Genomic DNA, 26,591 nt, shown 5'->3' with positions numbered 1-26,591 from the left:
GACCGTGAAGGCGTTGAGCGTGGCCAGGTTCTGTGTAAGCCGGGTTCGGTAACACCGCACACCAAGTTCGAAGCCGAAGCCTATATCCTGACCAAGGATGAAGGTGGTCGTCACACGCCGTTCTTCGCGAACTACCGTCCGCAGTTCTACTTCCGTACGACTGACGTGACTGGCACCGTGACCCTGGCGGCTGGCACCGAGATGGTTATGCCCGGCGACAACGTGTCGTTCGAAGTTGAGCTGATCGCACCGATCGCAATGGAAAACGGCCTGCGTTTCGCCATCCGCGAAGGCGGCCGCACCGTCGGCGCCGGCGTTGTGTCGAAGATTGTAGAGTAATCGGTAGACCGGGCGTCAGCCCGGCACATCGTTGAAACAAAGAAGGCCGCCCCACAACGGGCGGCCTTCTTTTGATCTACCGCTTAGTCGTATGCGGCATCGACTATGAATTCTACCTTGAGTTCGGCGCGTGCCAGTTTGGCTTCGCCGCACGCCCGCGCGGGGGCGTGCCCGGAGGGAACCCAAGCATTCCAGATCTCGTTCAATCCCGCAAAGTCCTTCATGTCGGCAAGCCAGATCGTCACGCGCAGCATTTTTTCACGGGACGAACCTGCCTGCAAAAGCAGAGCGTCGATCTTCTCAAGGCAAATCCGGACTTGTTCCTGAATCGTCTCACCTTCAGCAACTTGCCCGGTCAGATAGGCGACTCCGTTGTGTTTTACAATTTTGGACGAACGTTCGCCGGTCTCTATGCGATTGATCATAAGGGTCTCTTGCCATTTCTAAGGAGTGGATGCAGATTTGTTGTGTACTGCCAGTGTTGTTTTTGGATGCAGAATGCCATTCAACGCAAACGCAAACTGATAAAAGCAATTTCAGAACTTCTGAACTCTTTCGCCAGGTCAAACGCGTTTAAGGGCCACCAAAAAGTGCCAAGGTAGCCTTACGGCGTCACACAAAAGCGGACAGGCTGAGTTGCAGTCTGGTGCTCTCAGGTAGCTTTCAAAAGTCGCTCGCTGATTTCCCACAAACGCTCGGCGCTTTCATCATTGCAAGCATGTGGGTCAACGCCCACGTACCGGGCCATGGGGCTTTCCGGGTCGGTTGGTGCTGCCACATTGCAGTCTTCACAATACACACCGGGGTAGTCTGCTAGCACCGTTGCCGTTGCCGCCCACAGCGTCGTTGAGCAGCCCTGTTCTGGTGTTTTGAACCCTTGCTTGGCCAGTTCGGATGGCTCGCCATCTTCTCCGAGCCATCCTAGTGCGATCATTTCTTCTTTGGGCAAGTGCCGCTGCAGGGGCGTAAAAATTCCCCCAGGATGGACGGAGAAAGCGGTACCTCCGGCGTCCTTCAGTCGCCGGGACAGGCCGTTTGCAAACAATGCGTTTGCCGTCTTTGCCTGCCCATAGGCCTGCCACTTTTCGTAGGCGGTCTGCTCAAAGTTGATGTCGTCCCAAATCATGTCTGAGAGTTTGTGAGCTGTCGAAGATAGGCTCACCACCCGGGCGCCTGATGTGTCTTTCAGTTTGGAGAGCATCCCTAAACTCAGCGCAAAATGGCCCATATGATTGACCCCGAATTGAGATTCCCAACCGGGTCCGACGCGGGTTTCGGGGCAGGCCATGATACCCGCATTGTTGATGAGGAAATCCAACTGCGAAAGTTGATCCTGCATCGCTTCGGTGAAGCGCTTAACTGAATCAAGATCCGCCAGATCCATCGGAGCAGTTTGAACATCGCCGGGTACGCCGCCCAGCGCGTCCTCGGCTTTTTTCGGAGTGCGAACCGGAACAATCACCGAGGCTCCATTTGCGGCCAGACAGCGAACCGTTTCAAGGCCAATCCCGCTATAACCACCGGTCACAATCGCGGTTTTCCCCGAGAGGTCCAAACCATTCAACACCTCGGCTCCTGTGCTCTTGGCGTGAAATGTCGATTGCGTCGGGACTTGATCAGTTATTGCCATGATATGCTCCTGCCGTCGTGGTTCAGTTTCGGCGTTGTTTGATGTTGACATGTTGTATTGGGCGTGTGGGAAAGGCAAACGCGTTGGGCAAAGGTTTGTTTCACCGACCAATGCTGTTTGTTGCACTTCCCCCTTGCCAAACCCCTCACACCCCTGTAGATCGCGCGAGTTCTCAACAAGAACATCAAGGCGGGGTGATTCCCGCCTTTTGGGTTCGATGAGGGTTGGCGATGCGCGCTTGTCCTCCTCTCAACCTCAACGCCTGATAAAAGGCTGTTATTATGCAAAGCCAAAATATTCGTATTCGGCTGAAGGCATTTGACTATCGCGTCCTGGATGCCAGCACGCAAGAGATCGTCAACACTGCCAAGCGGACCGGCGCGAACGTGCGCGGCCCGATCCCGCTGCCGAACAAGATCGAGAAGTTCACGGTTCTCCGTGGCCCTCACGTTGACAAGAAATCCCGCGACCAGTTCGAGATCCGCACGCACAAGCGTCTGCTCGACATCGTTGATCCGACCCCCCAGACCGTTGACGCGCTGATGAAGCTCGACCTCGCCGCTGGTGTGGACGTCGAGATCAAGCTGCAGTCGTAAGATCGGAGGGTATAGATTATGCGCTCTGGTATTATCGCAAAAAAAGTCGGCATGACCCGCCTGTTCATGGAAGACGGCAAGCAGATCCCTGTGACCGTTCTTCACCTGGACAACCTGCAGGTTGTTGCACAGCGCACTGATGAGCAAGATGGCTATACCGCTGTTCAGCTGGGCGCCGGTGCTGCCAAGGCAAAACGCACCTCGAAGGCCATGCGCGGCCACTATGCCGCTGCCAAGGTCGAGCCCAAGCGTAAGCTGGCCGAGTTCCGCGTCTCAGCCGATGGCCTGATCGAAGTGGGCGCTGAGATTTCGGCCGAACACTTCCTGGAAGGTCAGAAGGTTGACGTTTCGGGTACCTCGATTGGTAAAGGCTTTGCCGGTGCAATGAAGCGCCACAACTTCGGTGGTCTTCGCGCCTCACACGGTGTTTCGATCAGCCACCGCTCGCACGGTTCAACTGGCCAGTGTCAGGATCCAGGCAAGGTTTTCAAAGGCAAGAAGATGGCCGGTCACATGGGTGCAGCCCGTGTAACCACCCAGAACCTGGAAGTCGTCAAAACTGACGCCGACCGGAACCTGGTCTTCATCAAAGGCGCCGTTCCCGGACCGAAATCGGGCTGGGTTACCGTCAAGGACGCCGTCAAGAAGAAAGCACCGGAAGGTCTGCCTTTCCCGGCAGCCGTAAAAGGTGCCGCAACTGAAGCACCTGCGGAAGAAGCACCCGCGGAAGGTGGTGAAGCATGAAACTTGATGTAATCAAACTGGACGGCAAAAAAGCCGGCAACATCGAGCTGGATGCAGACCTGTTCGGCCTCGAGCCGCGCGCGGACATCCTGCACCGTGTGGTCCGTTGGCAGCGCAACAACGCGCAGGCTGGCACCCACAAGGTCAAGACCCGCTCGGAAGTGTCCTACTCGACCAAGAAGATCTATCGTCAAAAAGGCACCGGTGGCGCACGCCACGGCGCCCGTTCGGCACCGATCTTCCGGGGTGGTGGCGTTTACAAAGGTCCCGTCGTGCGCTCGCACGGTCACGACCTGCCGAAAAAGTTCCGCAAACTTGGTCTGCGCCACGCGCTGTCTGCCAAAATGGCAGCTGGTGAGCTGGTTGTGATCGAAGACGCCGCATCCGAGGGCAAGACTGCCGCTCTGGCCAAGCAGGTTGCAAACCTGGGCTGGAAACGCGCTTTGGTCATCGACGGCGCCACCGTGAACGAAGGGTTCGCCCGTGCAGCCGCAAACATCGAAGGTCTGGATATCCTGCCAACGATGGGCGCAAACGTCTATGACATCCTTAAGCGTGACACTCTGGTGATCACCAAAGCGGGTGTCGAAGCACTGGAGGCTCGACTGAAATGAGCACGAAGGCAGAACACTACGACGTGATCCGCAAGCCGATTGTCACCGAAAAGTCGACCATGGCGTCTGAAAACGGTGCGATTGTCTTTGAAGTGGCGATCGACAGCAACAAACCGCAGATCAAAGAAGCGGTTGAATCGCTGTTTGGTGTCAAGGTGAAGGCGGTGAACACCACCATCACCAAAGGCAAGGTCAAGCGGTTCCGCGGCCAATTGGGCAAGCGGAAAGACGTCAAAAAAGCATATGTGACCCTGGAAGAGGGTAACACCATCGACATCTCTACCGGTCTCTGATCGGATCCATCTTTGGAGCGAATTAAAAGCCCCCGCGCAAGCGGGGGTTTTTTTGTTTTAGCGACCGCCTGTTTTCGCCCACGCTTGCCAGATTCCAATCACTCAAGCGGTGTGCTACTGGCCTAAGGGCAACGACGGAGCGACCACATTGAGATCAAGTCTGAGAGCCAAGGCTACCGCAGTCTGCAACGAAAAGGTTGCCAAGAAAGGTGAAGCCGTTGGCCTGTCGTTCTACGCGTTTTTTGCCAATAAGAACGATGATCCAGAATTGCTTATGGAAGCAGCGGAGTGGTGGATCAAAAAGCACAAGCTGGATCATTTCGAGAAGGCGGTGAAGATCCGCAACATGATTAACTCGGGTGCGTGAGGCGCTGCGGCAATGCCCGCGCTGCCGCCGTTGCCCCGGGCGTGTGATGCGGATAGGGTCACATCCATGAAACATGTCCCCAAAGAAACAACAGATGACGCCCTTATTCAGGAGTTCCTGGATAAAGGAGGCAAAGTCAGCATCGGCAAAACCAAACCCGCGCCCGCTGAGCTTGGTCTGAGCAAGAATGTCTGGAACGCCAAACTGACCAAAGAAGAGAAGGCCGCGCGCGACAAGAAGTGATCGTGCGAGGCCAGTTGGGCAAGCGGAAAGACGTCAGGAAGGTATATGTGACCATGGAAGTGGGGAGCGCCATCGACGTGTCCACCGGTCTCTGATCGGACCCGTCTTTGGACAGAGGTGAAGGCCGCCGCGAGAGAGGGTTTTTTTGTTGGGCTGTGTCCGTGAGCCGCGCCAGCGACTGCCCGTGGGATGGCGCCACTACGTTTGAACAGAGCGCTTTATGGTGCCAAATACATCCGAACTCATAGTGAGGCGCAAACGTCCCTAAAGCGCCAGCCCGCCGGGACGGGCAGTCGCTGGCGCGGCGGCCTTCGGCCTTGTCCCGCGCTTGGTTGAGCTATCTACTAAGAGTTGTGTCAAGCCATTGCAATTATGGATCGAATAGCCTCAAACTAAGTTGAGTCATTTAATACTAGGAGCGCGTTTTGGCCTCACTTCCTTACGTTACATCTTCCGGAAACATCGAAAAAGCTTTAGCTGGCATTAAGGCCGCTGCCGTGCCCGAATTTGTTAGCCAAGATTTTGTAAAAACAATTCTAAAGATTCCGGGTGGTTCTGGAAACCAGATGACCACTTTTCTCAAGAAGTTAGGACTCGCTGCAGGTGATGGGAAACCTACCGACCTGTACATATCTTTTCGAAACCCGGCCACATCAGGAAAAGCTATCGCGAATGCAATTAGGAAGGCTTATGCACCTCTTTATATTCGAAGCGAATACATGCATGAACTTGATGATGACAGTCTTCGTGGGCTCATAATCGAGGAAACGGGGCAAGCACACGACGCGAACTCCGTCAGATACACATTCAGTTGCATTAGTGCGCTGAAGAAATTTGCGAAATTGGCGAGGTGGATTTCGAAGACACTTCAGATCAAAAAGACGCGAAGCCGAATAACGGTGTCGAGCCAATTCATGAGTTCTCTAATTCCACCAATACTACTCAAGTTGGTAGTGTTGGCCTGAATCTTGGTTACACGATCAATCTGAATTTACCGGCTACGTCCGATCAAGCAGTATTCAATGCGATCTTTAAGAGTCTGAAAGAGCATCTTTTGAGGGATGACGATGCCTAAGCGTCCGGATGGGTTGATCCGAGCATTCGGAATGAGCGGGTTACAGATTGTGACAGATTTGGAGGAAGTCCAAAATGATCACGGAGTGGATTTGGGGCTTAAGCCAAGTGATACAAAAGACCGCAAAGTGTCGGAGTATGAGCAATTCGAAGTAAGCCTCAGAAAAGAAGCGGCGCGCATGTCGGAGTTTTATGAGGTATTCTATTGCCTAGAGAATTCGATACGGCGCCTTGTTCAAGACACGATGATTGAAGCCGAAGGCGCTGATTGGTGGCACAGTTCGCGAGTTCATGAAGAGAAGGTAAGAAGGCCAGCGCAGCAACGTCATAAAAAGGAAGTTGATAGCGGCATAACTCCCAGATCTTTTGACCTAATTGACTATACAACCTTCGGCGAGTTGTCGCAGTTGATAACCGACAATTGGGATGTTTTCGACCCAATCTTTTCTTCGAAGACTGCTGTCAGCAATATTACCAACCAGTTGAACCTTCTAAGAGGACCGATCGCGCACTGCAATCCCACCGATGAGCTTGAACAGGATAGGTTGAATCTAGCTGTTCGCTCATGGTTCAAACTAATGTCCTAATTGGCTGGACACCCACCCCCAACACTGCTAAACGCACCCAATCTTGCGGCCTCGGATTCGTTCCGGGGCCTCTGATATTTGTAACCGGGGACCTTCGGGGCCCTATACCCTTGGCACCTACGGGGGCCTATCACATAGCGGGGAACATCCCTGCACTTGCTAAACGGAAGACAGAAAGCATGGCACTCAAGTCGTACAAGCCGACGACGCCGGGCCAGCGCGGGCTGGTGCTGATCGACCGTTCGGAGCTTTGGAAAGGACGTCCGGTCAAGTCTCTCACAGAGGGTTTGACCAAATCGGGCGGCCGGAACAACACCGGACGGATCACTTCACGCCGCCGCGGCGGTGGCGCAAAGCGTCTCTACCGGATCGTTGACTTCAAACGGAATAAATTTGATGTCTCGGCAACCGTTGAACGGATCGAATATGACCCGAACCGGACCGCATTCATCGCACTGGTAAAATACGAAGACGGCGAGCAGGCCTATATCCTCGCTCCGCAGCGTCTGGCTGTTGGTGACAAAGTCGTGGCATCTGCCAAGGCCGACATCAAGCCGGGCAACGCGATGCCGTTCTCGGGCATGCCAATCGGTACCATCGTCCACAACATCGAAATGAAGCCTGGCAAAGGCGGTCAGATCGCACGTGCGGCCGGTACTTACGCTCAGTTCGTTGGCCGCGATGGCGGCTACGCTCAGATCCGTCTGAGCTCGGGTGAACTGCGCATGGTCCGTCAGGAATGCATGGCGACCATCGGTGCCGTGTCCAACCCCGACAACTCGAACCAGAACCTCGGTAAAGCCGGTCGTATGCGCCACAAGGGCGTGCGTCCGTCGGTCCGTGGTGTCGCTATGAACCCGATCGATCACCCGCACGGCGGTGGTGAAGGTCGGACCTCGGGTGGCCGTACACCGGTTACGCCTTGGGGTAAGGACACCAAGGGTAAGCGTACCCGCAACAAAAACAAAGCGTCCCAGAAGCTGATCATCCGCTCGCGGCACGCCAAGAAGAAGGGACGTTAATCTATGTCTCGCTCTGTTTGGAAGGGTCCTTTCGTCGATGCTTATGTGCTGAAAAAAGCAGAAGCAGCGCGCGAGTCGGGCCGTAACGAAGTTATCAAAATCTGGTCGCGTCGTTCCACCATTCTGCCCCAGTTCGTGGGTCTGACTTTTGGTGTGTACAACGGCCACAAGCATATCCCCGTCAACGTCTCGGAAGACATGATCGGTCAGAAGTTCGGTGAGTATTCGCCAACTCGGACCTATTACGGTCACGCCGCTGACAAAAAAGCGAAACGGAAGTAAGTCATGGGCAAGGAAAAGAACCCCCGCCGCGTGGCCGAAAACGAAGCAATGGCGAAAACGCGCATGCTCCGTACCAGCCCGCAGAAACTGAACCTGGTTGCACAGATGATCCGTGGCAAGAAAGTCGAGAAGGCGTTGACCGACCTGACGTTCTCGAACAAGCGGATCGCTCAGGACGTGAAGAAATGCCTTCAGTCCGCAATCGCCAACGCCGAGAACAACCACAACCTGGACGTCGACGAGTTGATCGTTGCCGAAGCATGGGTTGGCAAGAACCTGGTCATGAAGCGCGGTCGCCCGCGTGCACGTGGTCGGTTCGGCAAGATTATGAAGCCGTTCTCGGAGATCACCATCAAGGTGCGTCAAGTTGAGGAGCAAGCCTAATGGGACATAAAGTCAATCCGATCGGCATGCGCCTTCAGGTGAACCGCACCTGGGACAGCCGCTGGTATGCAGATACCAAGGACTACGGTGATCTTCTGCTGGAAGATCTGAAAATCCGTGAGTTCATCAACAAAGAGTGCAAGCAAGCGGGCATCGCCCGTGTGATCATCGAACGTCCGCACAAAAAGTGCCGCGTCACGATCCACACAGCACGCCCGGGCGTCATCATCGGCAAAAAAGGCGCGGACATCGAAGTTCTGCGCAAGAAGATCGCCCTGATGACAGACAGCGAACTGCACCTGAACATCGTCGAAGTGCGCAAGCCCGAGCTTGATGCGCAACTGGTTGCCGAGTCCATCGCTCAGCAGCTGGAGCGCCGGGTTTCGTTCCGTCGCGCGATGAAGCGGTCTGTTCAGAACGCTATGCGCATGGGATCTCTGGGTATCCGGGTGAACGTCGCTGGCCGTCTGGGCGGCGCCGAAATCGCACGGACCGAGTGGTACCGCGAAGGCCGTGTGCCTCTGCATACGCTGCGCGCCGACATCGATTACGCACAAGCCGAAGCGATGACTCCTTATGGGATCATCGGGATCAAGGTCTGGATCTTCAAAGGTGAGATCATGGAGCACGATCCACAGGCACGTGACCGTAAAGCACAGGAACTCCAGGACGGCCCTGCACCTCGTGGTGCTGGTGGCGGTCGTCGCTAAGGAGGGAAAGATATGCTTCAACCAAAGCGTACTAAATTCCGCAAGATGCACAAAGGCCGGATCAAGGGTGAAGCCAAAGGCGGCTCTGATCTGAACTTTGGCACCTACGGTCTGAAAGCTCTTGAGCCTGAGCGTGTAACTGCACGCCAGATCGAAGCTGCACGTCGTGCCATGACGCGTCACATGAAGCGTCAGGGCCGTGTCTGGATCCGCATCTTCCCCGACACTCCGGTCACTGCAAAGCCGATCGAAGTTCGTATGGGTAAAGGTAAAGGTTCGGTCGACCGCTGGGCGTGCAAAGTCAAGCCTGGCCGCGTGATGTTCGAGATCGACGGCGTCAATGACGACATCGCCCGCGAGGCCCTGCGCCTGGCCGCGATGAAGCTGCCGATCAAGACCCGCGTCGTGGTTCGCGAAGACTGGTAAGCGATTTTGGGGGAGACCCCGTTCGTGATAAGACTGACCCCCGTCGGGAACCCGGCGGGGGTCTTCTTTTTCTTCGGTACAGAAAATCCGCAATAACGTGATTGAGATCGACGAATGGCAAACCTACCCCTAGGCTGCCGATCAGTTAACGAGAGGTCGCCATGGTTCAGTTACGCAAAAAGGTACTGGTCAAAGAAGTGGTCACCACTGATCAACTTGGCCAGCCTTGCACGCCAGTCGTTCGCGTTGCGGTGATGGCTGTGTTCCAAAACCCCCTGGCCGGAAAATTCTCGGAAGATCTGTCGGAGTTGTTTGAAATCGGCGGAACTGTGGGCGGCGTTCTCGCGGCTGAAGCAATCGCTCATCTGGCTAGTGATCCCGTCTCGTATGGGAAGGCTGTGATCGTCGGCGCGAATGGTGATCTTGAGCAGGGTGGAGCTGTAATCCACCCGCGCCTAGGTGCCCCGATGCGCGCGGTGGCTGGCGGGGGTGAGGCTGTTATTCCTTCAAATGCCAAACTGGGTGCGCCAGGTTGTGCGATTGATCTGCCGCTTGGTCATAAGGACAATCCATGGTCTTTCGACCATTTCGACACGATGACATTGAGTGTACCCGATGCACCGAAACCGGACGAGATTGTGCTGTGCCTTGCCTATGCGGATGGCGGCCGACCGATCCCGCGCTGCGGCAAGGGGCCCCTAAAGGCATAACCCGGTCGCGTAGGCTGGCCTTGCTGGAAAAGCTAGGTTATGCCCGGCCCATGGCACAGATTGAATCGCTTTTCGTTACCCGTCTCTATCGCGCAGCTTTGTCCGAGTTCGATCCCAAGATCGACCCGGAAGAGCTGGAAAGCTCCTGCCTTGTCATCGCAGAGGATGACGAAGCCGGGCAGGAATGGTGTGAAGAGAACGGCTATCCCGGTTACACAAGCTATGCCTCTCTGAGCGATTTGCCCTGGCGGTTTCCGATCTTTGCCGATCTGGTCAAGGCGCTGGACCAGCACGTCGCGGCTTTTGCCAAAGATCTGGAGTTTGATCTGGGTGAGGGAGAACTGAAACTGGAGGACATCTGGATCAACATCCTGCCCGAGGGCGGGATGCATGCCAGCCATATCCACCCCCACAGCGTGATCTCGGGCACGACTTATGTGTCGATGCCCAATGGCACCAGCGTGCTAAAGCTGGAAGATCCCCGCTCGGCCCGTATGATGGCAGCGCCGACGCGTCTGAAGGGCGGGCGACGTGAGTTGCAGCCGTTCATCTATGTGAAACCCGAGTTGGGAGATGTCCTGCTTTGGGAAAGCTGGCTGCGTCACGAGGTGCCGATGAATATGGCCGAGGAAGAGCGGATCAGTGTTAGCTTCAACTACAAGTGGGATTAGCAAAGCGCCGCCGATCGCCTAGGAGATTTGACGCAAATTGGGGATAAGCCTTGCAATGTGCTGGAATATAACCCATGTGGGGCACGCTTACGTTTTTCTTTTTCGACCACTGTCTCCTGATTTTCGGCGCTCAGTCTCTCGATCCAGACCTACTACGCCGCGCTGTCGCAATTCCGCGGACAGCAACTAATTAGGAGACTACGGATATGGCCACTGGCACCGTAAAATGGTTCAACACAACTAAAGGTTTTGGCTTCATCGCACCAGAGACTGGTGGCAAAGATGTGTTTGTACACATCTCTGCTGTCGAGCGCTCGGGTCTGACCGGCCTGGCCGACGACCAGAAAGTAACGTTCGACATCGAGCCCGGCCGTGACGGTCGTGAGTCGGCTGTGAACATCGCTCTGGCGTAAGTCACTCAGACTTTAACAGTTGAAGACGCGGTCTCGTGCAAACGAGGCCGCGTTTTTCGTTTCAATTTAGACCTAACTAGATTTTTGACTGAGTTGCCACACACCTTCGATTGGAATGGTCAGTAACACAATCTGAGAAAATCTGGAGCCAGCTCATATAGAATCTTGTATGCTCCTTGGATCATGGGGGGTGTTTTCTGTGAAAGAAGCTGAACGAGTGGTTCGCCAATTCCACGAGAGTTGGGGTATGCGCGATCCTGATCGCGGCGCCGAGGTAATTGCCGAAGATTGCCAGTTTGAGGATGTTGCTCGTGAAGAAAAACAACTTGGCAAGTTAGCATACAAAGAGGACTACGAGCGCTGGCGACTGGCATTCCCAGATGGAGAATGCATCGTTGACAATGTGATCGTCAGCGATTGCGGTGAATGGGCTATCGTCGAGTTCCACAATACCGGCACTCATACAGGTGTGCTGCATTCAAGCCTTGGTGAATTCGAACCGACCGGAAAGCGATACGAAGTGCGTTATTGTTCGGTGATGCGGGTGAAAGGTGGCATGGTTGTTGAGGGAAGAGACTATTACGACAGCGCCACCATCGCACGACATTTGGGCTTAGTGAAGTAAGCAAGGAATAGCGTGCTTAGAGTAGCTGCTTGTGTCTTCCCAAAGTTTCCCTTGCCACCCACCAGCGACTCCCCTATAGAGCGGCATCTTGCGATCACCCGGCTGAGTCGGGGGATTCGTATGTCTATCATTCATCCACCAGGTCAAAGGTGACCCTTTAAGGGGCCTTCTGGTGTTTTGAGCAAAGGAAAAAGGCGATGAACGCCCAAGAACTGCGTGACAAGACCCCGGACCAGCTCCGCGAGGAACTGGCCAACCTGAAGAAAGAAAGCTTTAACCTGCGCTTTCAACAGGCCACCGGTCAGCTGGAAAGCACCGCCGGCATCAAAGCGGCCCGCCGCAACGCTGCCCGCGTCAAAACCATTCTGAACGAAAAGGCCGCTGCTGCGGCATCGGAGGAGTAATCCTATGCCCAAGCGTATCCTGTCCGGCACCGTAACCAGCGATGCCAACGCACAAACCGTAACCGTATCCGTCGAGCGCCGCTTTACGCATCCGGTTCTGAAGAAAACCATCCGTAAGTCCAAGAAATACCGGGCTCACGATGAAAAGAATGCCTTCAAGGTCGGCGATGCAGTCCGCATCATCGAATGCGCGCCGAAATCGAAGACTAAACGTTGGGAGGTTCTGGAAGCTTAAGCTTCCAGGATTTTTCCATTTGTCGAAACCCTGGGGGATCTAACCAGACCAGCCCCCACAGGTCGGGAGAAACCACATGATCCAGATGCAGACCAATCTGGATGTCGCTGACAACTCCGGCGCACGCCGAGTTCAGTGCATCAAGGTCCTGGGTGGTTCCAAGCGTAAATACGCCTCCGTTGGCGACGTAATCGTCGTCTCGGTGAAGGAAGCCATCCCGCGCGGCCGCGTAAAGAAAGGGGACGTCCGTAAGGCCGTCGTCGTGCGCACCGCCAAAGAAGTTCGCCGCGAAGATGGTACCGCGATCCGTTTCGATCGCAACGCCGCCGTCATTCTGGGCAACAACAATGAGCCGGTAGGTACCCGTATCTTTGGCCCCGTTGTTCGCGAACTGCGCGGCAAGAACTTCATGAAAATCATCTCACTCGCTCCGGAGGTGCTGTAATCATGGCTGCTAAACTCCGCAAAGGCGACAAGGTCGTCGTGCTTGCCGGTAAGGACAAGGGCAAAGAGGGGACTATCACCTCGGTTGATCCATCCGCCGGTAAAGCTGTCGTTGATGGCGTAAACATCGCGATCCGTCACACCCGCCAGACCCAGAACAATCAGGGCGGTCGCTTGCCTCAGGCAAATCCGATCGAACTGTCGAACCTGGCTCTGCTGGACGCAAACGGCAAAGCAACCCGCGTTGGCTTCCGCATGGAAGGCGACAAGAAAGTGCGCTTCGCCAAGACCACGGGGGACGTGATCGATGCTTGATACCGCAAACTATACCCCGCGTCTGAAAGCTCAGTACGCTGAAACCATCCGCCCGGCTCTGAAAGAAGAGTTCGGTTACAAGAACGACATGCAGCTGCCCAAGCTGGAAAAAATTGTTCTGAATATCGGATGTGGTGCAGAAGCTGTTCGGGATTCCAAAAAAGCAAAAGCCGCCGTCGAGGATCTGACTGCGATTGCTGGTCAACAGGCTGTTTCGACCAAGGCGAAAAAGTCGATCGCGGGTTTCCGTGTCCGTGAAGACATGCCGCTGGGTGCGAAAGTGACCCTGCGCGGTGACCGGATGTACGAATTCCTGGATCGCCTGATCACCATCGCGATGCCGCGTATTCGTGACTTTCGCGGTGTAAAGCCGTCTTTCGATGGTCAAGGCAACTTTGCCATGGGCATGAAAGAGCACATCGTGTTCCCGGAAATCGACTTCGACAAGGTCGATGAGGTCTGGGGCCTGGATATCGTAATTGCCACCACAGCGAAAACCGACGCTGAAGGCAAGGCATTGTTGAAGCAATTCAACATGCCGTTCAACGCCTGAGCGCCGGGAGGATTAAGACATGGCTAAAAAAGCAATGATCGAACGCGAAAAGAAGCGCGAGCGCCTGGTGGCCAAATATGCCGCAAAGCGTGCCGAGCTGAAAGAAATCGCGAATGACGAGAGCAAGCCGATGGAAGAGCGTTTCAAAGCGCGTCTGAAACTGGCGAAGCTGCCGCGCAATAGCTCGGCAACCCGTCTTCACAACCGCTGCCAGCTCACCGGCCGTCCTCATGCTTACTACCGTAAGCTGAAGGTCAGCCGTATTGCGCTGCGCGAGCTGGGCTCTGCTGGTCAGATCCCCGGCATGGTGAAATCGAGCTGGTAAGGGAGAGAATGATATGAACGATCCTATCGGCGATATGCTCACCCGTATCCGCAACGCGCAAATGCGCGGCAAGTCCACCGTTTCCACCCCAGCGTCAAAGCTGCGCGGTTGGGTTCTGGACGTGCTGGCGGACGAAGGTTACATCCGTGGCTACGAAGCGACGACCGGGACCAACGGTCATCCTGCCATCGAAATCAGCCTGAAATACTACGAAGGCACTCCTGTTATTCGCGAACTGAAACGGGTCTCGAAACCCGGCCGTCGTGTTTACATGGGCGTCAATGACATCCCGCAGGTCCGTCAGGGTCTGGGCGTGTCGATTGTCAGCACTCCGAAAGGTGTGATGTCGGACCAGAACGCACGCTCCAACAATGTTGGCGGCGAAGTGCTCTGCACCGTCTTCTAAGGAGGTCTGTCAATGTCTCGTATTGGTAAAAAACCGGTCGAGCTGCCCAGCGGCGTTTCCGCCACTGTGTCCGGCCAGACCATCGAAGTTAAGGGCCCGAAAGGTGCCCGCAGCTTTACCGCAACCGACGACGTTACGCTGTCGGTCGAAGACAACGTGGTTACGATCAACCCTCGCGGCATGTCCAAGCGCGCGCGCCAGCAGTGGGGCATGAGCCGCACGATGGTCGCAAACCTGGTGGCCGGTGTGACCGAAGGCTTCAAGAAAGAGCTGGAGATCCAAGGTGTTGGTTACCGGGCGCAGATGCAGGGTAACACCCTGAAGCTGAACCTGGGTTACAGCCACGACGTTGATTTCGTTGCTCCGGAAGGTGTCACCATCACCGCACCGAAGCAGACGGTGATCATTGTGGAAGGAAACGACCAGCAGCAGGTTGGCGAAGTCGCAGCGAAAATCCGCGATTGGCGCCGTCCCGAGCCGTACAAAGGCAAGGGTATCCGCTACAAGGGCGAGTTCATCTTCCGCAAAGAAGGCAAGAAGAAGTAAGGACGCAAACAATGGCAAACAGCAAAAGAACCCTGTTTCTGAAGCGCCGCCTGCGCGTTCGGAACAAACTTCGCAAGGTCAACGCGGGTCGCCCGCGTTTGTCCGTACATCGTTCGAACAAGAACATCTCTGTTCAGCTGATCGACGACGTAAGTGGCGTGACTCTGGCCTCGGCCTCGACCCTGGAAAAGGATCTGGGTGTTGTTGGCAAAAACAATGTCGAAGCGGCCACCAAAGTGGGCGCGGCTATCGCCGAGCGTGCCAAGAAGGCAGGTGTCGAAGAGGCCTATTTCGATCGTGGTGGCTTCCTGTTCCACGGCAAAGTGAAGGCTGTCGCCGACGCTGCGCGTGAAGGTGGTCTGAAGATCTAAAACCTGCGGGTGGCCGACCGGCCGCCCCGATGATCCAGGAGCCTCGGCACAAGTCGGGGCTCACTTGGATTGAACAAACGGCGCGGATAGCGCCACTAGAGAAAAGGGATGCCAAAATGGCAGAACGTGATAACCGCCGGGGCCGTGGTCGTGACCGCGACGAAACTCCGGAATTCGCAGATCGTCTGGTTGCGATCAACCGTGTGTCGAAAACCGTAAAAGGTGGTAAGCGCTTTGGCTTTGCCGCTCTGGTGGTCGTAGGCGATCAGAAAGGCCGCGTCGGCTTTGGCAAGGGTAAAGCGAAAGAAGTACCCGAGGCCATCCGCAAGGCGACCGAACAAGCCAAGCGTCAGATGATCCGCGTGCAACTGCGCGAAGGTCGGACCCTGCACCACGATATGGAAGGCCGTCATGGCGCCGGTAAAGTGGTTATGCGCACAGCGCCTGAAGGTACCGGTATCATCGCCGGTGGTCCGATGCGTGCCGTGTTCGAAATGCTGGGCGTGAAGGACGTTGTGTCTAAATCTCTGGGCTCGCAGAACCCGTACAACATGATCCGCGCAACCATCAACGGCCTGACCAAAGAGCAGAGCCCGCGTTCGGTTGCACAGCGTCGCGGCAAAAAGGTTGCCGACATCCTGCCCAAGCGGGACGAAGCACCAGCTGCTGCTGAAGCAGAAGCATAAGGAGAGCGACCCATGGCAAAAACCATCGTCGTAAAGCAGATCGGTTCCCCGATCCGTCGCCCCGCCGAACAACGCGCAACCCTGATCGGTCTGGGCCTGAACAAGATGCACAAAACCCGTGAGCTGGAGGATACCCCTTCGGTCCGCGGAATGGTCAACAAGATCCCGCATCTGGTAGAGATCATCGAAGAGCGCGGTTAAACGCAGTTCTTTGAAAGATTGAAACGCCTCCGACAAGTTCGGGGGCGTTTTTTTGTGCAAGTTTCTTGATTTGAGACCAATCAGGCTTGGCTCAACCTGAGCGCATGTTGGCTATAACTCTGCGCATGTAATCCATGAATTGCGCTTGCTCAGACACACTCAAAACTTGAAGCGCTTCGGCATTCACCGTCTGCGCCGAGTCATAGGCGTTGTCTCGGAGTGCCGAGGACTTGTCTGTCAACCAGATCAACTGTGCTCGGGCGTCAGCAGGGTTTTTTGTTCTCTTGATCAGGCCGTCGCGTTCCATTCGATTAAGTGTATTGGCCAGTGTCGCTTGTTCGACGTCGATTTTAGCAAGCAGATCCTTCTGCGAAACGCCATCCTTAACCCAGAGTTCCAATAAAATTGGGAATTGTCCGACAACAATGCCCAAAGGCACAATGTGGCGCTGCAACTCCTTGGCGAACAGCCGCGCCATGTGGTTGACGAGGTATCCGGCTGAGTTCTCTTTTTCGAAATCCATGGCCGAAACTTACACTTGCATAGTATGCTATACAATATTATATAGCTAGCTATGTTAATCTAGTGGAAAGGACGCACGATGGTACGCTTTGAGGAGTTGAATGAGATTGTCGCCTTGGCTGACCAGATGCAGTCGGAAGAGGGGCCAATCGTGTTGATCAACCTGTTTGAGGTCGATGTGAAAGACGAAGCGGCTTTGATAGAGGCCTGGACACATGATGCGGATTTTATGAAATCCCAAACAGGATACATCTCAACGCAGATGCATAAAGGTATCGCAGGCAGTACGGCCTACGTGAATTATGCCATTTGGCAAGATGTCAAAAGCTTCCGTGACGCCTTTAGCCAGCCCGAATTCCAACGCCTGCTGTCCGAATACCCCAACAGTGCCGTGGCCCGCCCCCATCTTTTTCAGAAGATGGCCGTCGAAAACCACTGCATCGCCTAACGCCCTAATCGGAGCTGCCAAGTGTTAAGAGCAATCCACCCTGTTGCAGGAACAATCGGGTTCTTGACGATCCTGACTTTCTGGACCTCCACCGTTTACACTGAGTTGTTTGGAACTTACGCGGCCATAACCGTTGTCAAATCCATGATCGTCAACGGTCTATTCATCCTCGTGCCAGCGATGGTTATCGTTGGTGCGACTGGCATGTCCATGGGGCGCCGCCGTAAGGATGCGCCGGCAATCGCCAAAAAGAAGAGAATGCCAATCATAGCCGCGAACGGCTTGCTGATCCTGGTGCCAGCAGCGATCTATCTGAGTATGAAAGCCAGTGCCGGATCCTTCGACACGAACTTTTATGCAGTACAGATTGTCGAACTGACAGCCGGAGCAGCCAATCTGATTTTGATGGGGCTAAGTATACGAGATGGTAGAAGGATGAGCGCACGCAGACGGCACGCTACTAAGAAATGACAGAAGTTTTCAAAAACTCAGTCACCTGCAGTCTTGCGGAGGCTTAGTCCACATGAGAAAAAATCAATCCCGCTCTGCCATTCACTGAACGCATAGCGGCTAGACCAAAACCTGTGTTGTTAGCGGTATCGTACGCGCCTATCTCAGCCTTGTCCGAATAAGGAACAACCAAGTGACATCGGGGAATACGCCCCGACATTCGAAAGGAATAGAGATATGGCACACACAGCAACACTGACACATGGCGGCTTCAACCTGAGCGCCCGTTTTGCAAACCTGATCGAGCGCGTAAAGGAAAACCGCGCCCGGGCGAGCGAATACACCCGCACGTACTCTGAGCTCAACCGCCTGAGCAACCGTGAACTGGACGACATCGGCATCCGCCGTTGCGACATTGCAGACATCGCGCGCGAGCACGCATATTGCGCATAAATCAGCCCAGCTGATATACGAACCCTGAGGCGCCTTATGGCGCCTCTTTTGTGTTTAGGCGTTCCGATCACAAAATCGCGGCCGCGCTTCCGCGCGCGAGACAAGAAACCTTGCAACCATGGGCACAAAGCTGTATCGGGCTCCGGTGGCATTGTGTCCACGAGAATCAAAATCAAGAAATGCCGTGTCTGACCCATCACGCTTCGGGGTCAATTCCGGCGAAGGAGAAGCGAAATGAAACTGAATGAATTACGCGACAACGCAGGCGCCACTAAGAAACGCACGCGCGTTGGCCGTGGCCCCGGTTCCGGCAAAGGTAAAATGGGTGGCCGTGGTATCAAAGGCCAGAAATCCCGCTCGGGTGTGGCTATCAATGGCTACGAAGGCGGCCAGATGCCACTGTACCAGCGCCTGCCGAAGCGTGGCTTTAACAAGCCGAACCGCAAGGAATTTGCCGTTATCAACCTGGGTCTGATCCAGAAATTTGTCGAAGCTGGCAAGTTGGACGCCAAAGCCGCGATTACCGAGGATGCACTGGTTGCGTCCGGTCTGGTGCGTCGCAAGCTGGACGGTATCCGTGTTCTGGCCAAGGGTGAAATCAGCTCCAAAGTGAATCTGGAAGTAACCGGTGCTTCGAAAGCTGCTGTTGAAGCGGTCGAGAAAGCGGGCGGTTCACTTACGGTCACAAAAGCTGCTGCGGCAGAGTAAGCGCTTGTGAGCGGGCCAAGACCCGCTTACATAGACCTCAGAGTTTTCCAAGACGCCGCCCGAGCCGGAAAACGGTTCCGGGCGGTGTTTGCATAAGAGAGACCGATTTATGGTATCAGCAGCTGAACAAATGGCAGCCAACACTAGCTGGGCTGCTTTGGGCAAAGCCACCGATCTGCGCAACCGCATCCTGTTCACGCTCGCTTTGCTGATCGTCTATCGTCTGGGCACCTTTATTCCGGTGCCGGGCATTGATGGTCAGGCGCTGCGTGAGTTCATGGAACAGGCGGGGCAGGGCATCGGTGGCATGGTTTCGATGTTTACCGGGGGCGCGCTGGGTCGGATGGGTATCTTTGCCCTCGGCATCATGCCTTACATTTCGGCCTCGATCATCGTGCAGCTGCTGACATCGATGGTTCCCGCGCTCGAACAACTCAAGAAAGAGGGCGAGCAAGGCCGTAAGAAGATCAACCAATACACACGTTTTGGCACCGTGGCGCTGGCCACCGTTCAGGCTTATGGCTTGGCTGTTTCGCTGGAATCGGGTGATCTGGCGACGGATCCCGGGCTCTATTTCCGCATGTCGACCATGATCACCTTGGTTGGTGGCACCATGTTCCTGATGTGGCTGGGTGAGCAAATCACCGCGCGTGGCATCGGCAACGGTATCTCTCTGATCATCTTCGTCGGCATTATCGCCGAGGTTCCGGCCGCACTGGCGCAGTTCTTTGCGTCGGGTCGTTCGGGTGCAATCAGCCCGGCTGTGATTGTCGGTGTGATTATCATGGTCATCGCAGTCATCACCTTTGTGGTGTTCATGGAGCGCGCATTGCGCAAGGTTCATATTCAATATCCGCGCAGACAGGCGGGTATGAAGGTCTATGAAGGCGGTTCCAGCCATCTGCCGGTCAAGGTTAACCCGGCGGGCGTTATTCCCGCGATCTTTGCAAGCTCGCTGCTGCTGTTGCCCGTGACGATTTCGACCTTTTCGTCAGGTGCTACCAACGGACCGGTGATGTCTTGGCTGTTGGCCAACTTTGGCCCCGGGCAGCCGCTATATCTGCTGTTCTTTGCGTCGATGATCGTTTTCTTTGCGTATTTCTATACGTTCAACGTGTCGTTCAAACCGGACGATGTCGCCGATAACCTGAAAAAGCAGAACGGTTTTGTTCCGGGTATCCGTCCTGGCAAGAAAACTGCCGAATATCTGGAATACGTGGTCAACCGCGTTCTGGTTCTGGGCTCAGCCTATCTGGCGGCGGTGTGCCTGCTGCCTGAAATCCTGCGTGGTCAGTTCGCCATCCCGTTTTACTTCGGCGGCACCTCTGTTCTGATTATCGTCTCGGTCACCATGGACACGATTCAGCAGGTTCAGAGCCATCTTCTGGCGCATCAATACGAAGGTCTTATCGAAAAGTCCCAGCTGCGCGGTAAAAGTAAGAAACGCGGCAGGAAGGGACCCTCTCGTCGATGAACATCATACTTTTGGGGCCCCCAGGAGCGGGCAAAGGGACGCAGGCGCGTCACCTGGTTGAAACACGCGGCATGGTGCAACTGAGCACCGGAGACATGCTGCGCGAAGCCAAGGACAGCGGGACCGAAATGGGCAACCGCGTGGCAGATGTGATGGCCAAAGGTGAACTGGTCACGGACGAGATCGTCATCGGCCTGATCCGCGAAAAGCTTGAGCATGGCGCCGAGGGCGGTTTCATCTTTGACGGCTTCCCGCGCACGCTGGCACAAGCGGATGCTCTGGGCGCACTGCTGGAGACCACGGGCAACAGCCTCGACGCCGTGATTGAGATGGAAGTCGACGACACGGCACTGGTCGAGCGTATCACGGCGCGCTCAACCTGTGGCGGCTGTGGCGAGGTCTACAACGATAAGACCAAGCCGATACCAGCAGATGGGCGTTGCACCAATTGCGGCAAGGAAAATGACTTCAAACGCCGGGCCGATGATAATGAGGAAAGCCTCAAGACCCGTCTGATGGAGTATTATAAGAAGACCTCGCCGCTGATTGGCTACTACTATGCCAAGGGCGATCTGCGCCCGGTCAATGGTCTTGCAGATATCGGCGAGGTTACTGCGTCGATTGAGGCTGTGCTTGGGTAGTCCGCAGGGGCTTCGTATGATCTATCGGAACACAGCAGTTCCTCCCGATTTGGAGCCAAAGATTGATCTTTACAGCGATCTTCTTGAAGAGAGGGGCAGCCTTTTCTTAAGGTCTACAAAGCGATGGTTTCTGCTTGGATTACCCATCTTTGCTTTGTGGCTGTTTCTGGCAGAATACACTCTGAAGTATATTAGCGTGACTCTGTTCTACGTCCTCACCGTATTTTGTCTGCCCGCTTTGATCACGTGGGCTATCCGTCGTAAGCGAGCTGTTTTGCAAAGCCAGATGTCTGATATTCAGTATGAGTTTCAACGAAAGGGATTGAGTATTGCTCACGATCCGGGATCAAACATAAGCGTTGATAAATGGTCTGAGTAACCCCAGATCCGGCGCTATTTAGGCTTTTTTGTTCTCTGTGAAAAACACCGAGTTCGACGGTCTTCGTTTCAGACTTGACGCCAGCGCCAAAAGCCCATATCGACCCCCATCCCTAAAGGGAATCAAGATCGCGTGCGGGATTCGTCCCAAACGCCCCGACCACCTCGAATAATACTGGGCCCTCTGGCGTCACTGCCACGGTCGAGTGTTGTGAAAAAAGGTTCCGGAGCTACGGAACCGCAACAAAAAGGAAAGTGACACGTGGCACGTATTGCCGGCGTAAACATCCCGACTGCAAAGCGGGTTCCAATCGCCCTCACATATATCACCGGTATCGGCAACACATCCGCGCAGGCAATCTGCGAAGCCGTGGGCATTGAAGCGCACCGTCGCGTTAATGAGCTGTCCGACGCCGAAGTTCTGGCCATCCGCGAGCATATCGACGCGAACTTCACCGTCGAAGGTGACCTGCGTCGTGAAGTTCAGATGAACGTCAAGCGTCTGATGGATCTGGGCTGCTACCGCGGTCTGCGTCATCGTCGTAACCTGCCCGTTCGCGGTCAGCGCACCCACACCAACGCTCGTACCCGCAAAGGCCCCGCAAAGGCCATTGCTGGCAAGAAGAAATAAGGAGGGTCTGACCGATGGCACGCGAAAAGACTCGTACCAAGAAAAAAGAGCGCAAGAATATCGCATCGGGCGTCGCCCATGTGAATTCGACCTTCAACAACACCAAGATCCTGATCTCGGACGTGCAGGGCAACGCCATTGCATGGTCGTCGGCTGGGACCATGGGGTTCAAAGGGTCGCGGAAATCTACTCCGTATGCTGCTCAGATGGCTGCAGAAGACGCAGGCAAGAAAGCACAGGATCACGGCGTCAAGACGCTGGAAGTCGAAGTTCAGGGCCCCGGTTCGGGTCGTGAATCGGCCCTGCGTGCGCTGGCTGCCGTGGGCTTCAACATCACGTCGATCCGTGACGTGACGCCGATTGCTCACAATGGCTGCCGCCCACCGAAGCGTCGCCGCGTCTAAGCGATATTATTACTGAGCTGGGGCTGTGTTTTTGCACGGCCCCGGTTCGCCGTTTTGAAACCTCGGGCGTCTGCACCTGATTGGTCATGGGGCGCAGACAGGAATGGAGGGATTACATGATCCATAAGAATTGGGCAGAATTGATCAAGCCGACCCAGCTGGATGGCAAGCCGGGCAATGATCCCGCACGTCAGGCGACTCTGGTCGCCGAGCCACTGGAGCGTGGATTTGGTCTGACTTTGGGCAACGCCCTGCGTCGCGTTTTGATGAGCTCGCTGCAAGGCGCGGCCATCACCAGCGTTCAGATCGACAACGTCCTGCACGAGTTCTCCTCGGTTGCGGGCGTTCGCGAAGACGTTACCGACATCATCCTAAACCTCAAGCAGGTTGCCCTGCGTATGGAAGTCGAAGGCCCCAAGCGCCTGTCGATCAATGCCAAAGGCCCAGCGGTTGTTACCGCCGGTGACATCAGCGAAAGCGCCGGTATCGAGCTTCTGAACCGCGATCACGTCATCTGTCACCTGGACGATGGCGCCGACTTGTTCATGGAGCTGACCGTCAACACCGGCAAGGGTTATGTCTCGGCTGAGAAGAACAAGCCCGAAGATGCGCCTATTGGCTTGATCCCGATCGATGCGATCTATTCACCGGTCAAAAAGGTTGCCTATGACGTTCAGCCGACTCGTGAAGGTCAGGTTCTGGACTATGACAAGCTGACCCTGAAGATCGAAACCGACGGTTCGATCACACCTGAGGACGCACTGGCCTTTGCTGCACGCATCCTGCAGGATCAGCTGTCGATCTTCGTCAACTTCGACGAGCCGGAATCGGCTGGCCGTCAGGACGAAGACGATGGTCTGGAGTTCAACCCGCTGCTGCTGAAGAAAGTGGACGAGCTGGAACTGTCGGTCCGTTCGGCAAACTGCCTGAAGAACGACAACATTGTCTACATCGGCGATCTGATCCAGAAGACCGAAGCCGAGATGCTGCGCACCCCGAACTTTGGCCGCAAGTCGCTGAACGAGATCAAAGAAGTGCTGTCCGGCATGGGCCTGCACCTCGGCATGGATGTCGAAGACTGGCCGCCCGACAACATCGAAGATCTGGCGAAGAAATTCGAAGACGCGTTTTAAGCGCGTCTTCCCAATGCCCGCGCTTGCGGGGAATGCACGGGCAATCATGCCCCAAGGAGAGCCGGTGACACGCATCGCCGGCCAGACAAAGCAAAACGCTGAAGAAGGAACTAGAAAATGCGTCACGCACGTGGTTATCGCCGCCTGAACCGTACTCATGAGCATCGTAAGGCTCTGTTTGCGAACATGGCTGGCTCGCTCATTGAACATGAGCAGATCAAGACAACTTTGCCCAAGGCAAAAGAACTGCGCCCGATCGTTGAAAAACTGATCACCCTTGGCAAGCGCGGCGACCTGCACGCCCGCCGTCAGGCCGCATCGCAGCTGAAAGAAGACCAATACGTCGCAAAGCTGTTCGAAGTTCTGGGCCCCCGCTACGCCGAGCGTCAGGGCGGTTATGTCCGCATCCTGAAAGCTGGTTTCCGCTATGGCGACATGGCCCCGATGGCGATCATCGAATTCGTTGACCGTGATCTGGACGCGAAAGGCGCGGCCGACAAGGCCCGCGTTGCTGCTGAAGAGGCCGCAGACGAAGAATAAGAAAGCCCGGCTTTCATGTAAAAACCCCCGCGTCTCGGACGCGGGGGTTTTCTTTTTGCCTGCCAGTCAGGCCTTTCGCAACTTACTTGATCCAACCCTGTTCCCGGTAGTATCTGACCGCCCCGGGATGTAGGGGGACAACCATACTGTCTCGGATCATTTCTGATGGTTGCAAACCCCTCAGGGCTGGGTTCTGCTGGCCCAATTGAGGCAGGTTTTCAAACGTGAATTTGACGAAGGCATAGACATCGTTATCGGAAACGTTAGTGCTGCTTAATAGTGCGGCCTTGTAGCCAAAGGTCATCGTTGATCTCGTCACTCCGGTATACACATTTGCCGGAATCGTCGCTTTGCTGAGTGTATCGGTACCCGCAACCAAGCTATTAATCTGACGACCCGACAACTCGACCAATTGAATCGGGCATGTTTGCGCTGTTTTTTGAACCCACCCAGACGGGTAAGCGACGACGCGGGCAACGGCGTCTATTTCTCCGGAACACAACGCCTTCCGCTGTGCGCTCAGATCGCCGGGCCTGAAGGTGTTGAACGCGGATGTATCCCAATTCGCTTGGTGAGGAAGTTGCCGGACCAGGCGAGAGGCCGATACGCCCAGTTTGACACGTTTGCCATCCAGATCATTGACTAACGAAATACCGGATCCTTTGCGTGCAATGACAGTCAGAGGTTCGCTGTGAATAGAAAACAGCGATCGCAATGAAGAATCCGCGCCCTTGCCTTTGAAAAAACCAGACCCACCTCTCGCGCTTTTTGCCCAGTCAGATCGCGCCACGACGAAATCAAACTTTCCACTGCGCAAATTTGGCAGGTTCTCGCGCGGGCCATCCGTTGTGCGGGCACGGCATTTAAACCCGTCCGTGCCTTGCGCAAAAGACTTGCACAATAGGTCGCCAACCCTAAAATAGTACCCGCCTTTCCCACCAGTTCCAAAGGTCAATTTGGTGTCTGCCGCCTGAGCCGTCGGGGTGATCAAACCCATCGTTGCGGTCAGGATAAAAAGGGAAGAGAGCAGGTATACTAACTGTTTGCGGCAAAGAGTTTTGAACATAATTTATCCGTTCTGATCAATGGTTTTGAGCGGACCATTCCAATCCCAGCTTCTTAAGTCAACGCGCAAGATCGCTTAACACGCTTGCAATCCCGTCCCTTGCCTCGCATATCCGGATGGCGACTATTTGACGGAAAGATCATGCGGAAATTTCTGTATTCCCTGTTGTTGGCGACGTTCGCGGTTTCAGCCTATGCCGAAACAAAGGTGCCAGCATCGCAGGCCGAAATCAGCCTTGGCTTTGCCCCAGTGGTCAGACAGGCGTCACCGGCGGTTGTGAACATCTATGCCAAGATCGTTCGACAGGGTCGTGCAAACACTCTGTTTTCCGATCCGTTTTTCCAAGATTTCTTTGGCCGAGGGTTTGGTGCGCCGCAGCCGCGTGTTCAAAACTCGCTAGGGTCCGGCGTGATCTTGTCCGGTGATGGCTATGTCGTATCCAACTATCACGTCGTGGGCATGGCGACCGAAATTCGCGTTGTTACAACCGACCGGCGGGAGTTCTCGGCCAAAGTCGTGCTGGGGAACGAGGAAAGCGACATTGCCATACTCCGCTTGGAGGAGGCAGACGGCCTTCCTTACCTAAACCTGCGCGATTCAGATCAGGTCGAAGTGGGTGAGCTGGCGCTTGCCATAGGTAACCCGTTTGGGGTGGGCCAAACAGTGTCATCCGGTATTATTTCCGGGCTGGCGCGAACGGGTACCGCAACCGGCAACGCGCGCGGCTACTTCATCCAGACTGATGCGGCGATCAATCCAGGCAACTCTGGTGGGGCGCTGATCGACGTGAACGGGGACCTAATCGGGATCAACACCTCGATCCTAACACGATCGGGCGGATCGAACGGGATCGGTTTTGCCATTCCCGCCAATCTGGTGGCCGAGTTCTTGCGGCAGGCGCAAGCAGGCAACGACCGTTTTGTCAGCCCCTGGGCTGGTATGGCCGGTCAACATATGAGCGCTGATATCGCCGAGTCGCTGGGTCTGGTCATTCCGCAAGGCGTCGTGATCTCTGATCTACATGAGCTAAGCCCATTGGCCGAGGCTGGTCTTCAGGTCGGGGATGTCGTGACGCATGTGGATGGGGATGAAGTGAACTCGCCCGCCGAGATGAAATTCCGCATGTCTGTGGCCGGAGTCGGCGGCAGGTCGGTCCTGACACGGTTGCGCGGAGAGCAGGTCGCCGATGTCGAAGTCGCACTGATCAAAGCCCCGGAGACACCAGCAGCTGATGAGGCAACCCTGAGCGAACGCACCGTTTTGCCTGATTTGAAAGTCTCGCGGATCAACCCGGCAGTGATTTCTCGTCTGGGGTTGCTGCTGTCCCAAACTGGCGTCGTCGTGGTCGATCCAGGACCCTATGGGGGGCGTGCCGGATTGCGAGTGGGTGACGTTCTGGACGATATCAATGGTGATGAAATGGAGCATCCTGACGACGTCGAAGCGGCGTTGACCGATCCGGGCCGCAGAGTGCAGATGACTATCCAGCGCGGGGGGCGTGCCGTTTCCCTGCGGTTCCGGCTGTAG

Annotated in this window: 44 protein-coding genes and 2 pseudogenes; 42 read left to right on the top strand and 4 right to left on the bottom strand. The window is 55.4% G+C overall.

Translation table 11 applies throughout. The annotated features are described in order from the left end of the window. A pseudogene (gene tuf / locus Q1B13_RS02670) lies at positions 1-339 on the top strand (elongation factor Tu); the annotation flags it as partial. 83 nt (positions 340-422) lie between these two features. Here the strand turns inward: tuf and Q1B13_RS02665 are convergent. Continuing rightward, positions 423-764 carry a RidA family protein gene (locus tag Q1B13_RS02665; protein WP_299077880.1) on the bottom strand — a complete coding sequence of 114 codons (342 nt, stop codon included), beginning with the start codon at positions 762-764 and terminating at the stop codon, positions 423-425. 227 nt (positions 765-991) lie between these two features. Continuing rightward, positions 992-1,969, bottom strand: a complete 978-nt coding sequence (locus tag Q1B13_RS02660) for an oxidoreductase (RefSeq protein ID WP_299077877.1) — start codon at positions 1,967-1,969, stop codon at positions 992-994. Between the two features lie 281 nt (positions 1,970-2,250). Between Q1B13_RS02660 and rpsJ the strand changes: the two genes are divergently transcribed. The 29 genes and pseudogenes from rpsJ to rpmD all read left to right on the top strand — a co-directional run bounded on the left by rpsJ (position 2,251) and on the right by rpmD (position 16,216). Next, the gene (gene rpsJ / locus Q1B13_RS02655) at positions 2,251-2,565 is read left to right on the top strand and encodes a 30S ribosomal protein S10 (protein WP_008756422.1); all 315 of its coding nucleotides are present in this window, start codon (positions 2,251-2,253) and stop codon (positions 2,563-2,565) included. Positions 2,566-2,583: 18 nt separating this feature from the next. After that, entirely contained in the window at positions 2,584-3,309 is a 726-nt protein-coding gene (rplC, locus tag Q1B13_RS02650; RefSeq protein WP_037314939.1) for a 50S ribosomal protein L3, read from the top strand. Continuing rightward, positions 3,306-3,923: a 50S ribosomal protein L4 gene (rplD, locus tag Q1B13_RS02645; RefSeq protein ID WP_298937823.1), complete on the top strand. Its 618-nt coding sequence runs from the start codon at positions 3,306-3,308 to the stop codon at positions 3,921-3,923. Before rplC ends, rplD begins: the two co-directional genes overlap by 4 nt. Further along, complete coding sequence (locus tag Q1B13_RS02640; protein ID WP_299077874.1) at positions 3,920-4,216, top strand: 50S ribosomal protein L23; 297 nt, start codon at positions 3,920-3,922, stop codon at positions 4,214-4,216. Before rplD ends, Q1B13_RS02640 begins: the two co-directional genes overlap by 4 nt. A gap of 148 nt (positions 4,217-4,364) precedes the next feature. Next, the gene (locus tag Q1B13_RS02635; protein WP_299077871.1) at positions 4,365-4,583 is read left to right on the top strand and encodes a DUF6500 family protein; all 219 of its coding nucleotides are present in this window, start codon (positions 4,365-4,367) and stop codon (positions 4,581-4,583) included. 66 nt (positions 4,584-4,649) lie between these two features. Further along, a complete protein-coding gene (locus Q1B13_RS02630; protein ID WP_299077868.1) occupies positions 4,650-4,826 on the top strand; it encodes a hypothetical protein in 177 nt (58 codons plus the stop codon). 5 nt (positions 4,827-4,831) lie between these two features. Then, positions 4,832-4,921 (top strand): annotated as a pseudogene (locus tag Q1B13_RS02625) (50S ribosomal protein L23); the annotation flags it as partial. 330 nt (positions 4,922-5,251) lie between these two features. Beyond that, entirely contained in the window at positions 5,252-5,791 is a 540-nt protein-coding gene (locus Q1B13_RS02620) for a DUF5343 domain-containing protein (protein ID WP_299077865.1), read from the top strand. 102 nt (positions 5,792-5,893) lie between these two features. Continuing rightward, positions 5,894-6,487 (top strand): Swt1 family HEPN domain-containing protein, encoded by a 594-nt coding sequence (locus tag Q1B13_RS02615; RefSeq protein WP_299077863.1) that lies wholly within the window; start codon positions 5,894-5,896, stop codon positions 6,485-6,487. Between the two features lie 179 nt (positions 6,488-6,666). Then, complete coding sequence (gene rplB / locus Q1B13_RS02610) at positions 6,667-7,509, top strand: 50S ribosomal protein L2 (RefSeq protein WP_298937824.1); 843 nt, start codon at positions 6,667-6,669, stop codon at positions 7,507-7,509. Between the two features lie 3 nt (positions 7,510-7,512). Next, positions 7,513-7,791, top strand: coding sequence for a 30S ribosomal protein S19 (gene rpsS / locus Q1B13_RS02605; RefSeq protein ID WP_010437056.1), 279 nt, complete (start codon positions 7,513-7,515; stop codon positions 7,789-7,791). A 3-nt stretch (positions 7,792-7,794) separates the two neighbouring features. Then, on the top strand, positions 7,795-8,175 hold the full coding sequence (rplV, locus tag Q1B13_RS02600; protein WP_120633916.1) for a 50S ribosomal protein L22: 381 nt from the start codon (positions 7,795-7,797) through the stop codon (positions 8,173-8,175). Then, positions 8,175-8,885, top strand: a complete 711-nt coding sequence (rpsC, locus tag Q1B13_RS02595) for a 30S ribosomal protein S3 (protein ID WP_037311761.1) — start codon at positions 8,175-8,177, stop codon at positions 8,883-8,885. The genes rplV and rpsC overlap by 1 nt, the downstream gene beginning before the upstream one ends. 12 nt (positions 8,886-8,897) lie before the next feature. Continuing rightward, on the top strand, positions 8,898-9,311 hold the full coding sequence (rplP, locus tag Q1B13_RS02590; RefSeq protein ID WP_085823145.1) for a 50S ribosomal protein L16: 414 nt from the start codon (positions 8,898-8,900) through the stop codon (positions 9,309-9,311). A 161-nt stretch (positions 9,312-9,472) separates the two neighbouring features. Further along, positions 9,473-10,021: an amino acid synthesis family protein gene (locus Q1B13_RS02585; RefSeq protein ID WP_299077861.1), complete on the top strand. Its 549-nt coding sequence runs from the start codon at positions 9,473-9,475 to the stop codon at positions 10,019-10,021. A gap of 50 nt (positions 10,022-10,071) precedes the next feature. Further along, a complete protein-coding gene (locus Q1B13_RS02580; protein WP_298937826.1) occupies positions 10,072-10,692 on the top strand; it encodes a 2OG-Fe(II) oxygenase family protein in 621 nt (206 codons plus the stop codon). A gap of 206 nt (positions 10,693-10,898) precedes the next feature. Continuing rightward, positions 10,899-11,105, top strand: coding sequence for a cold-shock protein (locus tag Q1B13_RS02575; RefSeq protein WP_298937827.1), 207 nt, complete (start codon positions 10,899-10,901; stop codon positions 11,103-11,105). Between the two features lie 199 nt (positions 11,106-11,304). Further along, a complete protein-coding gene (locus Q1B13_RS02570) occupies positions 11,305-11,730 on the top strand; it encodes an ester cyclase (RefSeq protein WP_298937828.1) in 426 nt (141 codons plus the stop codon). A gap of 197 nt (positions 11,731-11,927) precedes the next feature. Continuing rightward, positions 11,928-12,134, top strand: a complete 207-nt coding sequence (rpmC, locus tag Q1B13_RS02565; protein WP_037311745.1) for a 50S ribosomal protein L29 — start codon at positions 11,928-11,930, stop codon at positions 12,132-12,134. Between the two features lie 4 nt (positions 12,135-12,138). Further along, entirely contained in the window at positions 12,139-12,369 is a 231-nt protein-coding gene (gene rpsQ, locus Q1B13_RS02560; RefSeq protein ID WP_298937829.1) for a 30S ribosomal protein S17, read from the top strand. Between the two features lie 76 nt (positions 12,370-12,445). After that, positions 12,446-12,814: a 50S ribosomal protein L14 gene (rplN, locus tag Q1B13_RS02555; protein WP_298937830.1), complete on the top strand. Its 369-nt coding sequence runs from the start codon at positions 12,446-12,448 to the stop codon at positions 12,812-12,814. Positions 12,815-12,816: 2 nt separating this feature from the next. Further along, positions 12,817-13,128 (top strand): 50S ribosomal protein L24, encoded by a 312-nt coding sequence (gene rplX / locus Q1B13_RS02550; protein WP_298937831.1) that lies wholly within the window; start codon positions 12,817-12,819, stop codon positions 13,126-13,128. Beyond that, positions 13,121-13,681 carry a 50S ribosomal protein L5 gene (gene rplE / locus Q1B13_RS02545; protein ID WP_298937832.1) on the top strand — a complete coding sequence of 187 codons (561 nt, stop codon included), beginning with the start codon at positions 13,121-13,123 and terminating at the stop codon, positions 13,679-13,681. Before rplX ends, rplE begins: the two co-directional genes overlap by 8 nt. A 19-nt stretch (positions 13,682-13,700) precedes the next feature. Next, entirely contained in the window at positions 13,701-14,006 is a 306-nt protein-coding gene (gene rpsN / locus Q1B13_RS02540) for a 30S ribosomal protein S14 (RefSeq protein WP_010437098.1), read from the top strand. Positions 14,007-14,019: 13 nt separating this feature from the next. Further along, positions 14,020-14,412, top strand: a complete 393-nt coding sequence (gene rpsH / locus Q1B13_RS02535) for a 30S ribosomal protein S8 (protein WP_298937833.1) — start codon at positions 14,020-14,022, stop codon at positions 14,410-14,412. 12 nt (positions 14,413-14,424) lie between these two features. Further along, positions 14,425-14,958, top strand: coding sequence for a 50S ribosomal protein L6 (rplF, locus tag Q1B13_RS02530; RefSeq protein ID WP_298937834.1), 534 nt, complete (start codon positions 14,425-14,427; stop codon positions 14,956-14,958). Positions 14,959-14,969: 11 nt separating this feature from the next. Further along, positions 14,970-15,329: a 50S ribosomal protein L18 gene (gene rplR, locus Q1B13_RS02525; RefSeq protein ID WP_299077856.1), complete on the top strand. Its 360-nt coding sequence runs from the start codon at positions 14,970-14,972 to the stop codon at positions 15,327-15,329. 116 nt (positions 15,330-15,445) lie between these two features. Further along, the gene (gene rpsE, locus Q1B13_RS02520) at positions 15,446-16,015 is read left to right on the top strand and encodes a 30S ribosomal protein S5 (RefSeq protein ID WP_120633993.1); all 570 of its coding nucleotides are present in this window, start codon (positions 15,446-15,448) and stop codon (positions 16,013-16,015) included. Between the two features lie 12 nt (positions 16,016-16,027). Continuing rightward, the gene (gene rpmD / locus Q1B13_RS02515) at positions 16,028-16,216 is read left to right on the top strand and encodes a 50S ribosomal protein L30 (protein WP_008757946.1); all 189 of its coding nucleotides are present in this window, start codon (positions 16,028-16,030) and stop codon (positions 16,214-16,216) included. 91 nt (positions 16,217-16,307) lie between these two features. Here the strand turns inward: rpmD and Q1B13_RS02510 are convergent, their stop codons facing one another. Then, a complete protein-coding gene (locus Q1B13_RS02510) occupies positions 16,308-16,739 on the bottom strand; it encodes a MarR family winged helix-turn-helix transcriptional regulator (protein ID WP_299077853.1) in 432 nt (143 codons plus the stop codon). Positions 16,740-16,817: 78 nt separating this feature from the next. Here Q1B13_RS02510 and Q1B13_RS02505 point away from each other — a divergent pair, with 78 nt between their 5' ends. The 11 genes from Q1B13_RS02505 (at position 16,818) to rplQ (ending at position 23,998) form a co-directional block, all read left to right on the top strand. Further along, complete coding sequence (locus Q1B13_RS02505) at positions 16,818-17,186, top strand: antibiotic biosynthesis monooxygenase (RefSeq protein WP_299077850.1); 369 nt, start codon at positions 16,818-16,820, stop codon at positions 17,184-17,186. Positions 17,187-17,207: 21 nt separating this feature from the next. Continuing rightward, a complete protein-coding gene (locus tag Q1B13_RS02500; RefSeq protein ID WP_299077847.1) occupies positions 17,208-17,657 on the top strand; it encodes a hypothetical protein in 450 nt (149 codons plus the stop codon). A gap of 216 nt (positions 17,658-17,873) precedes the next feature. Further along, positions 17,874-18,089, top strand: coding sequence for a DUF1127 domain-containing protein (locus Q1B13_RS02495; protein ID WP_298937838.1), 216 nt, complete (start codon positions 17,874-17,876; stop codon positions 18,087-18,089). A gap of 234 nt (positions 18,090-18,323) precedes the next feature. After that, positions 18,324-18,797 (top strand): 50S ribosomal protein L15, encoded by a 474-nt coding sequence (gene rplO / locus Q1B13_RS02490; RefSeq protein ID WP_299077844.1) that lies wholly within the window; start codon positions 18,324-18,326, stop codon positions 18,795-18,797. A gap of 109 nt (positions 18,798-18,906) precedes the next feature. Beyond that, positions 18,907-20,271: a preprotein translocase subunit SecY gene (gene secY / locus Q1B13_RS02485; RefSeq protein WP_298937840.1), complete on the top strand. Its 1,365-nt coding sequence runs from the start codon at positions 18,907-18,909 to the stop codon at positions 20,269-20,271. Then, on the top strand, positions 20,268-20,912 hold the full coding sequence (locus tag Q1B13_RS02480; RefSeq protein ID WP_299077842.1) for an adenylate kinase: 645 nt from the start codon (positions 20,268-20,270) through the stop codon (positions 20,910-20,912). Before secY ends, Q1B13_RS02480 begins: the two co-directional genes overlap by 4 nt. Before the next feature lie 16 nt (positions 20,913-20,928). After that, positions 20,929-21,291, top strand: coding sequence for a hypothetical protein (locus tag Q1B13_RS02475; protein WP_299799688.1), 363 nt, complete (start codon positions 20,929-20,931; stop codon positions 21,289-21,291). Between the two features lie 261 nt (positions 21,292-21,552). After that, positions 21,553-21,921: a 30S ribosomal protein S13 gene (rpsM, locus tag Q1B13_RS02470; RefSeq protein ID WP_074736181.1), complete on the top strand. Its 369-nt coding sequence runs from the start codon at positions 21,553-21,555 to the stop codon at positions 21,919-21,921. 14 nt (positions 21,922-21,935) lie between these two features. After that, positions 21,936-22,325: a 30S ribosomal protein S11 gene (rpsK, locus tag Q1B13_RS02465; protein ID WP_037311698.1), complete on the top strand. Its 390-nt coding sequence runs from the start codon at positions 21,936-21,938 to the stop codon at positions 22,323-22,325. A gap of 116 nt (positions 22,326-22,441) precedes the next feature. Beyond that, positions 22,442-23,458 (top strand): DNA-directed RNA polymerase subunit alpha, encoded by a 1,017-nt coding sequence (locus Q1B13_RS02460; RefSeq protein ID WP_299077839.1) that lies wholly within the window; start codon positions 22,442-22,444, stop codon positions 23,456-23,458. A gap of 117 nt (positions 23,459-23,575) precedes the next feature. Beyond that, a complete protein-coding gene (gene rplQ, locus Q1B13_RS02455; RefSeq protein WP_298937843.1) occupies positions 23,576-23,998 on the top strand; it encodes a 50S ribosomal protein L17 in 423 nt (140 codons plus the stop codon). Positions 23,999-24,080: 82 nt separating this feature from the next. Here the strand turns inward: rplQ and Q1B13_RS02450 are convergent, their stop codons facing one another. Beyond that, positions 24,081-25,064 (bottom strand): TAXI family TRAP transporter solute-binding subunit, encoded by a 984-nt coding sequence (locus tag Q1B13_RS02450; protein WP_299077836.1) that lies wholly within the window; start codon positions 25,062-25,064, stop codon positions 24,081-24,083. 141 nt (positions 25,065-25,205) lie between these two features. On the opposite strand from Q1B13_RS02450, the gene Q1B13_RS02445 reads away from it, so the two are divergent. Continuing rightward, on the top strand, positions 25,206-26,591 hold the full coding sequence (locus tag Q1B13_RS02445) for a trypsin-like peptidase domain-containing protein (protein WP_299077833.1): 1,386 nt from the start codon (positions 25,206-25,208) through the stop codon (positions 26,589-26,591).

Source organism: uncultured Ruegeria sp. (genome assembly GCF_947489545.1).
Lineage (GTDB): Bacteria > Pseudomonadota > Alphaproteobacteria > Rhodobacterales > Rhodobacteraceae > Ruegeria.
The sequence above is the reverse complement of the archived record's forward strand: the minus strand, read 5'-3'. Positions and strand labels throughout refer to the sequence as shown.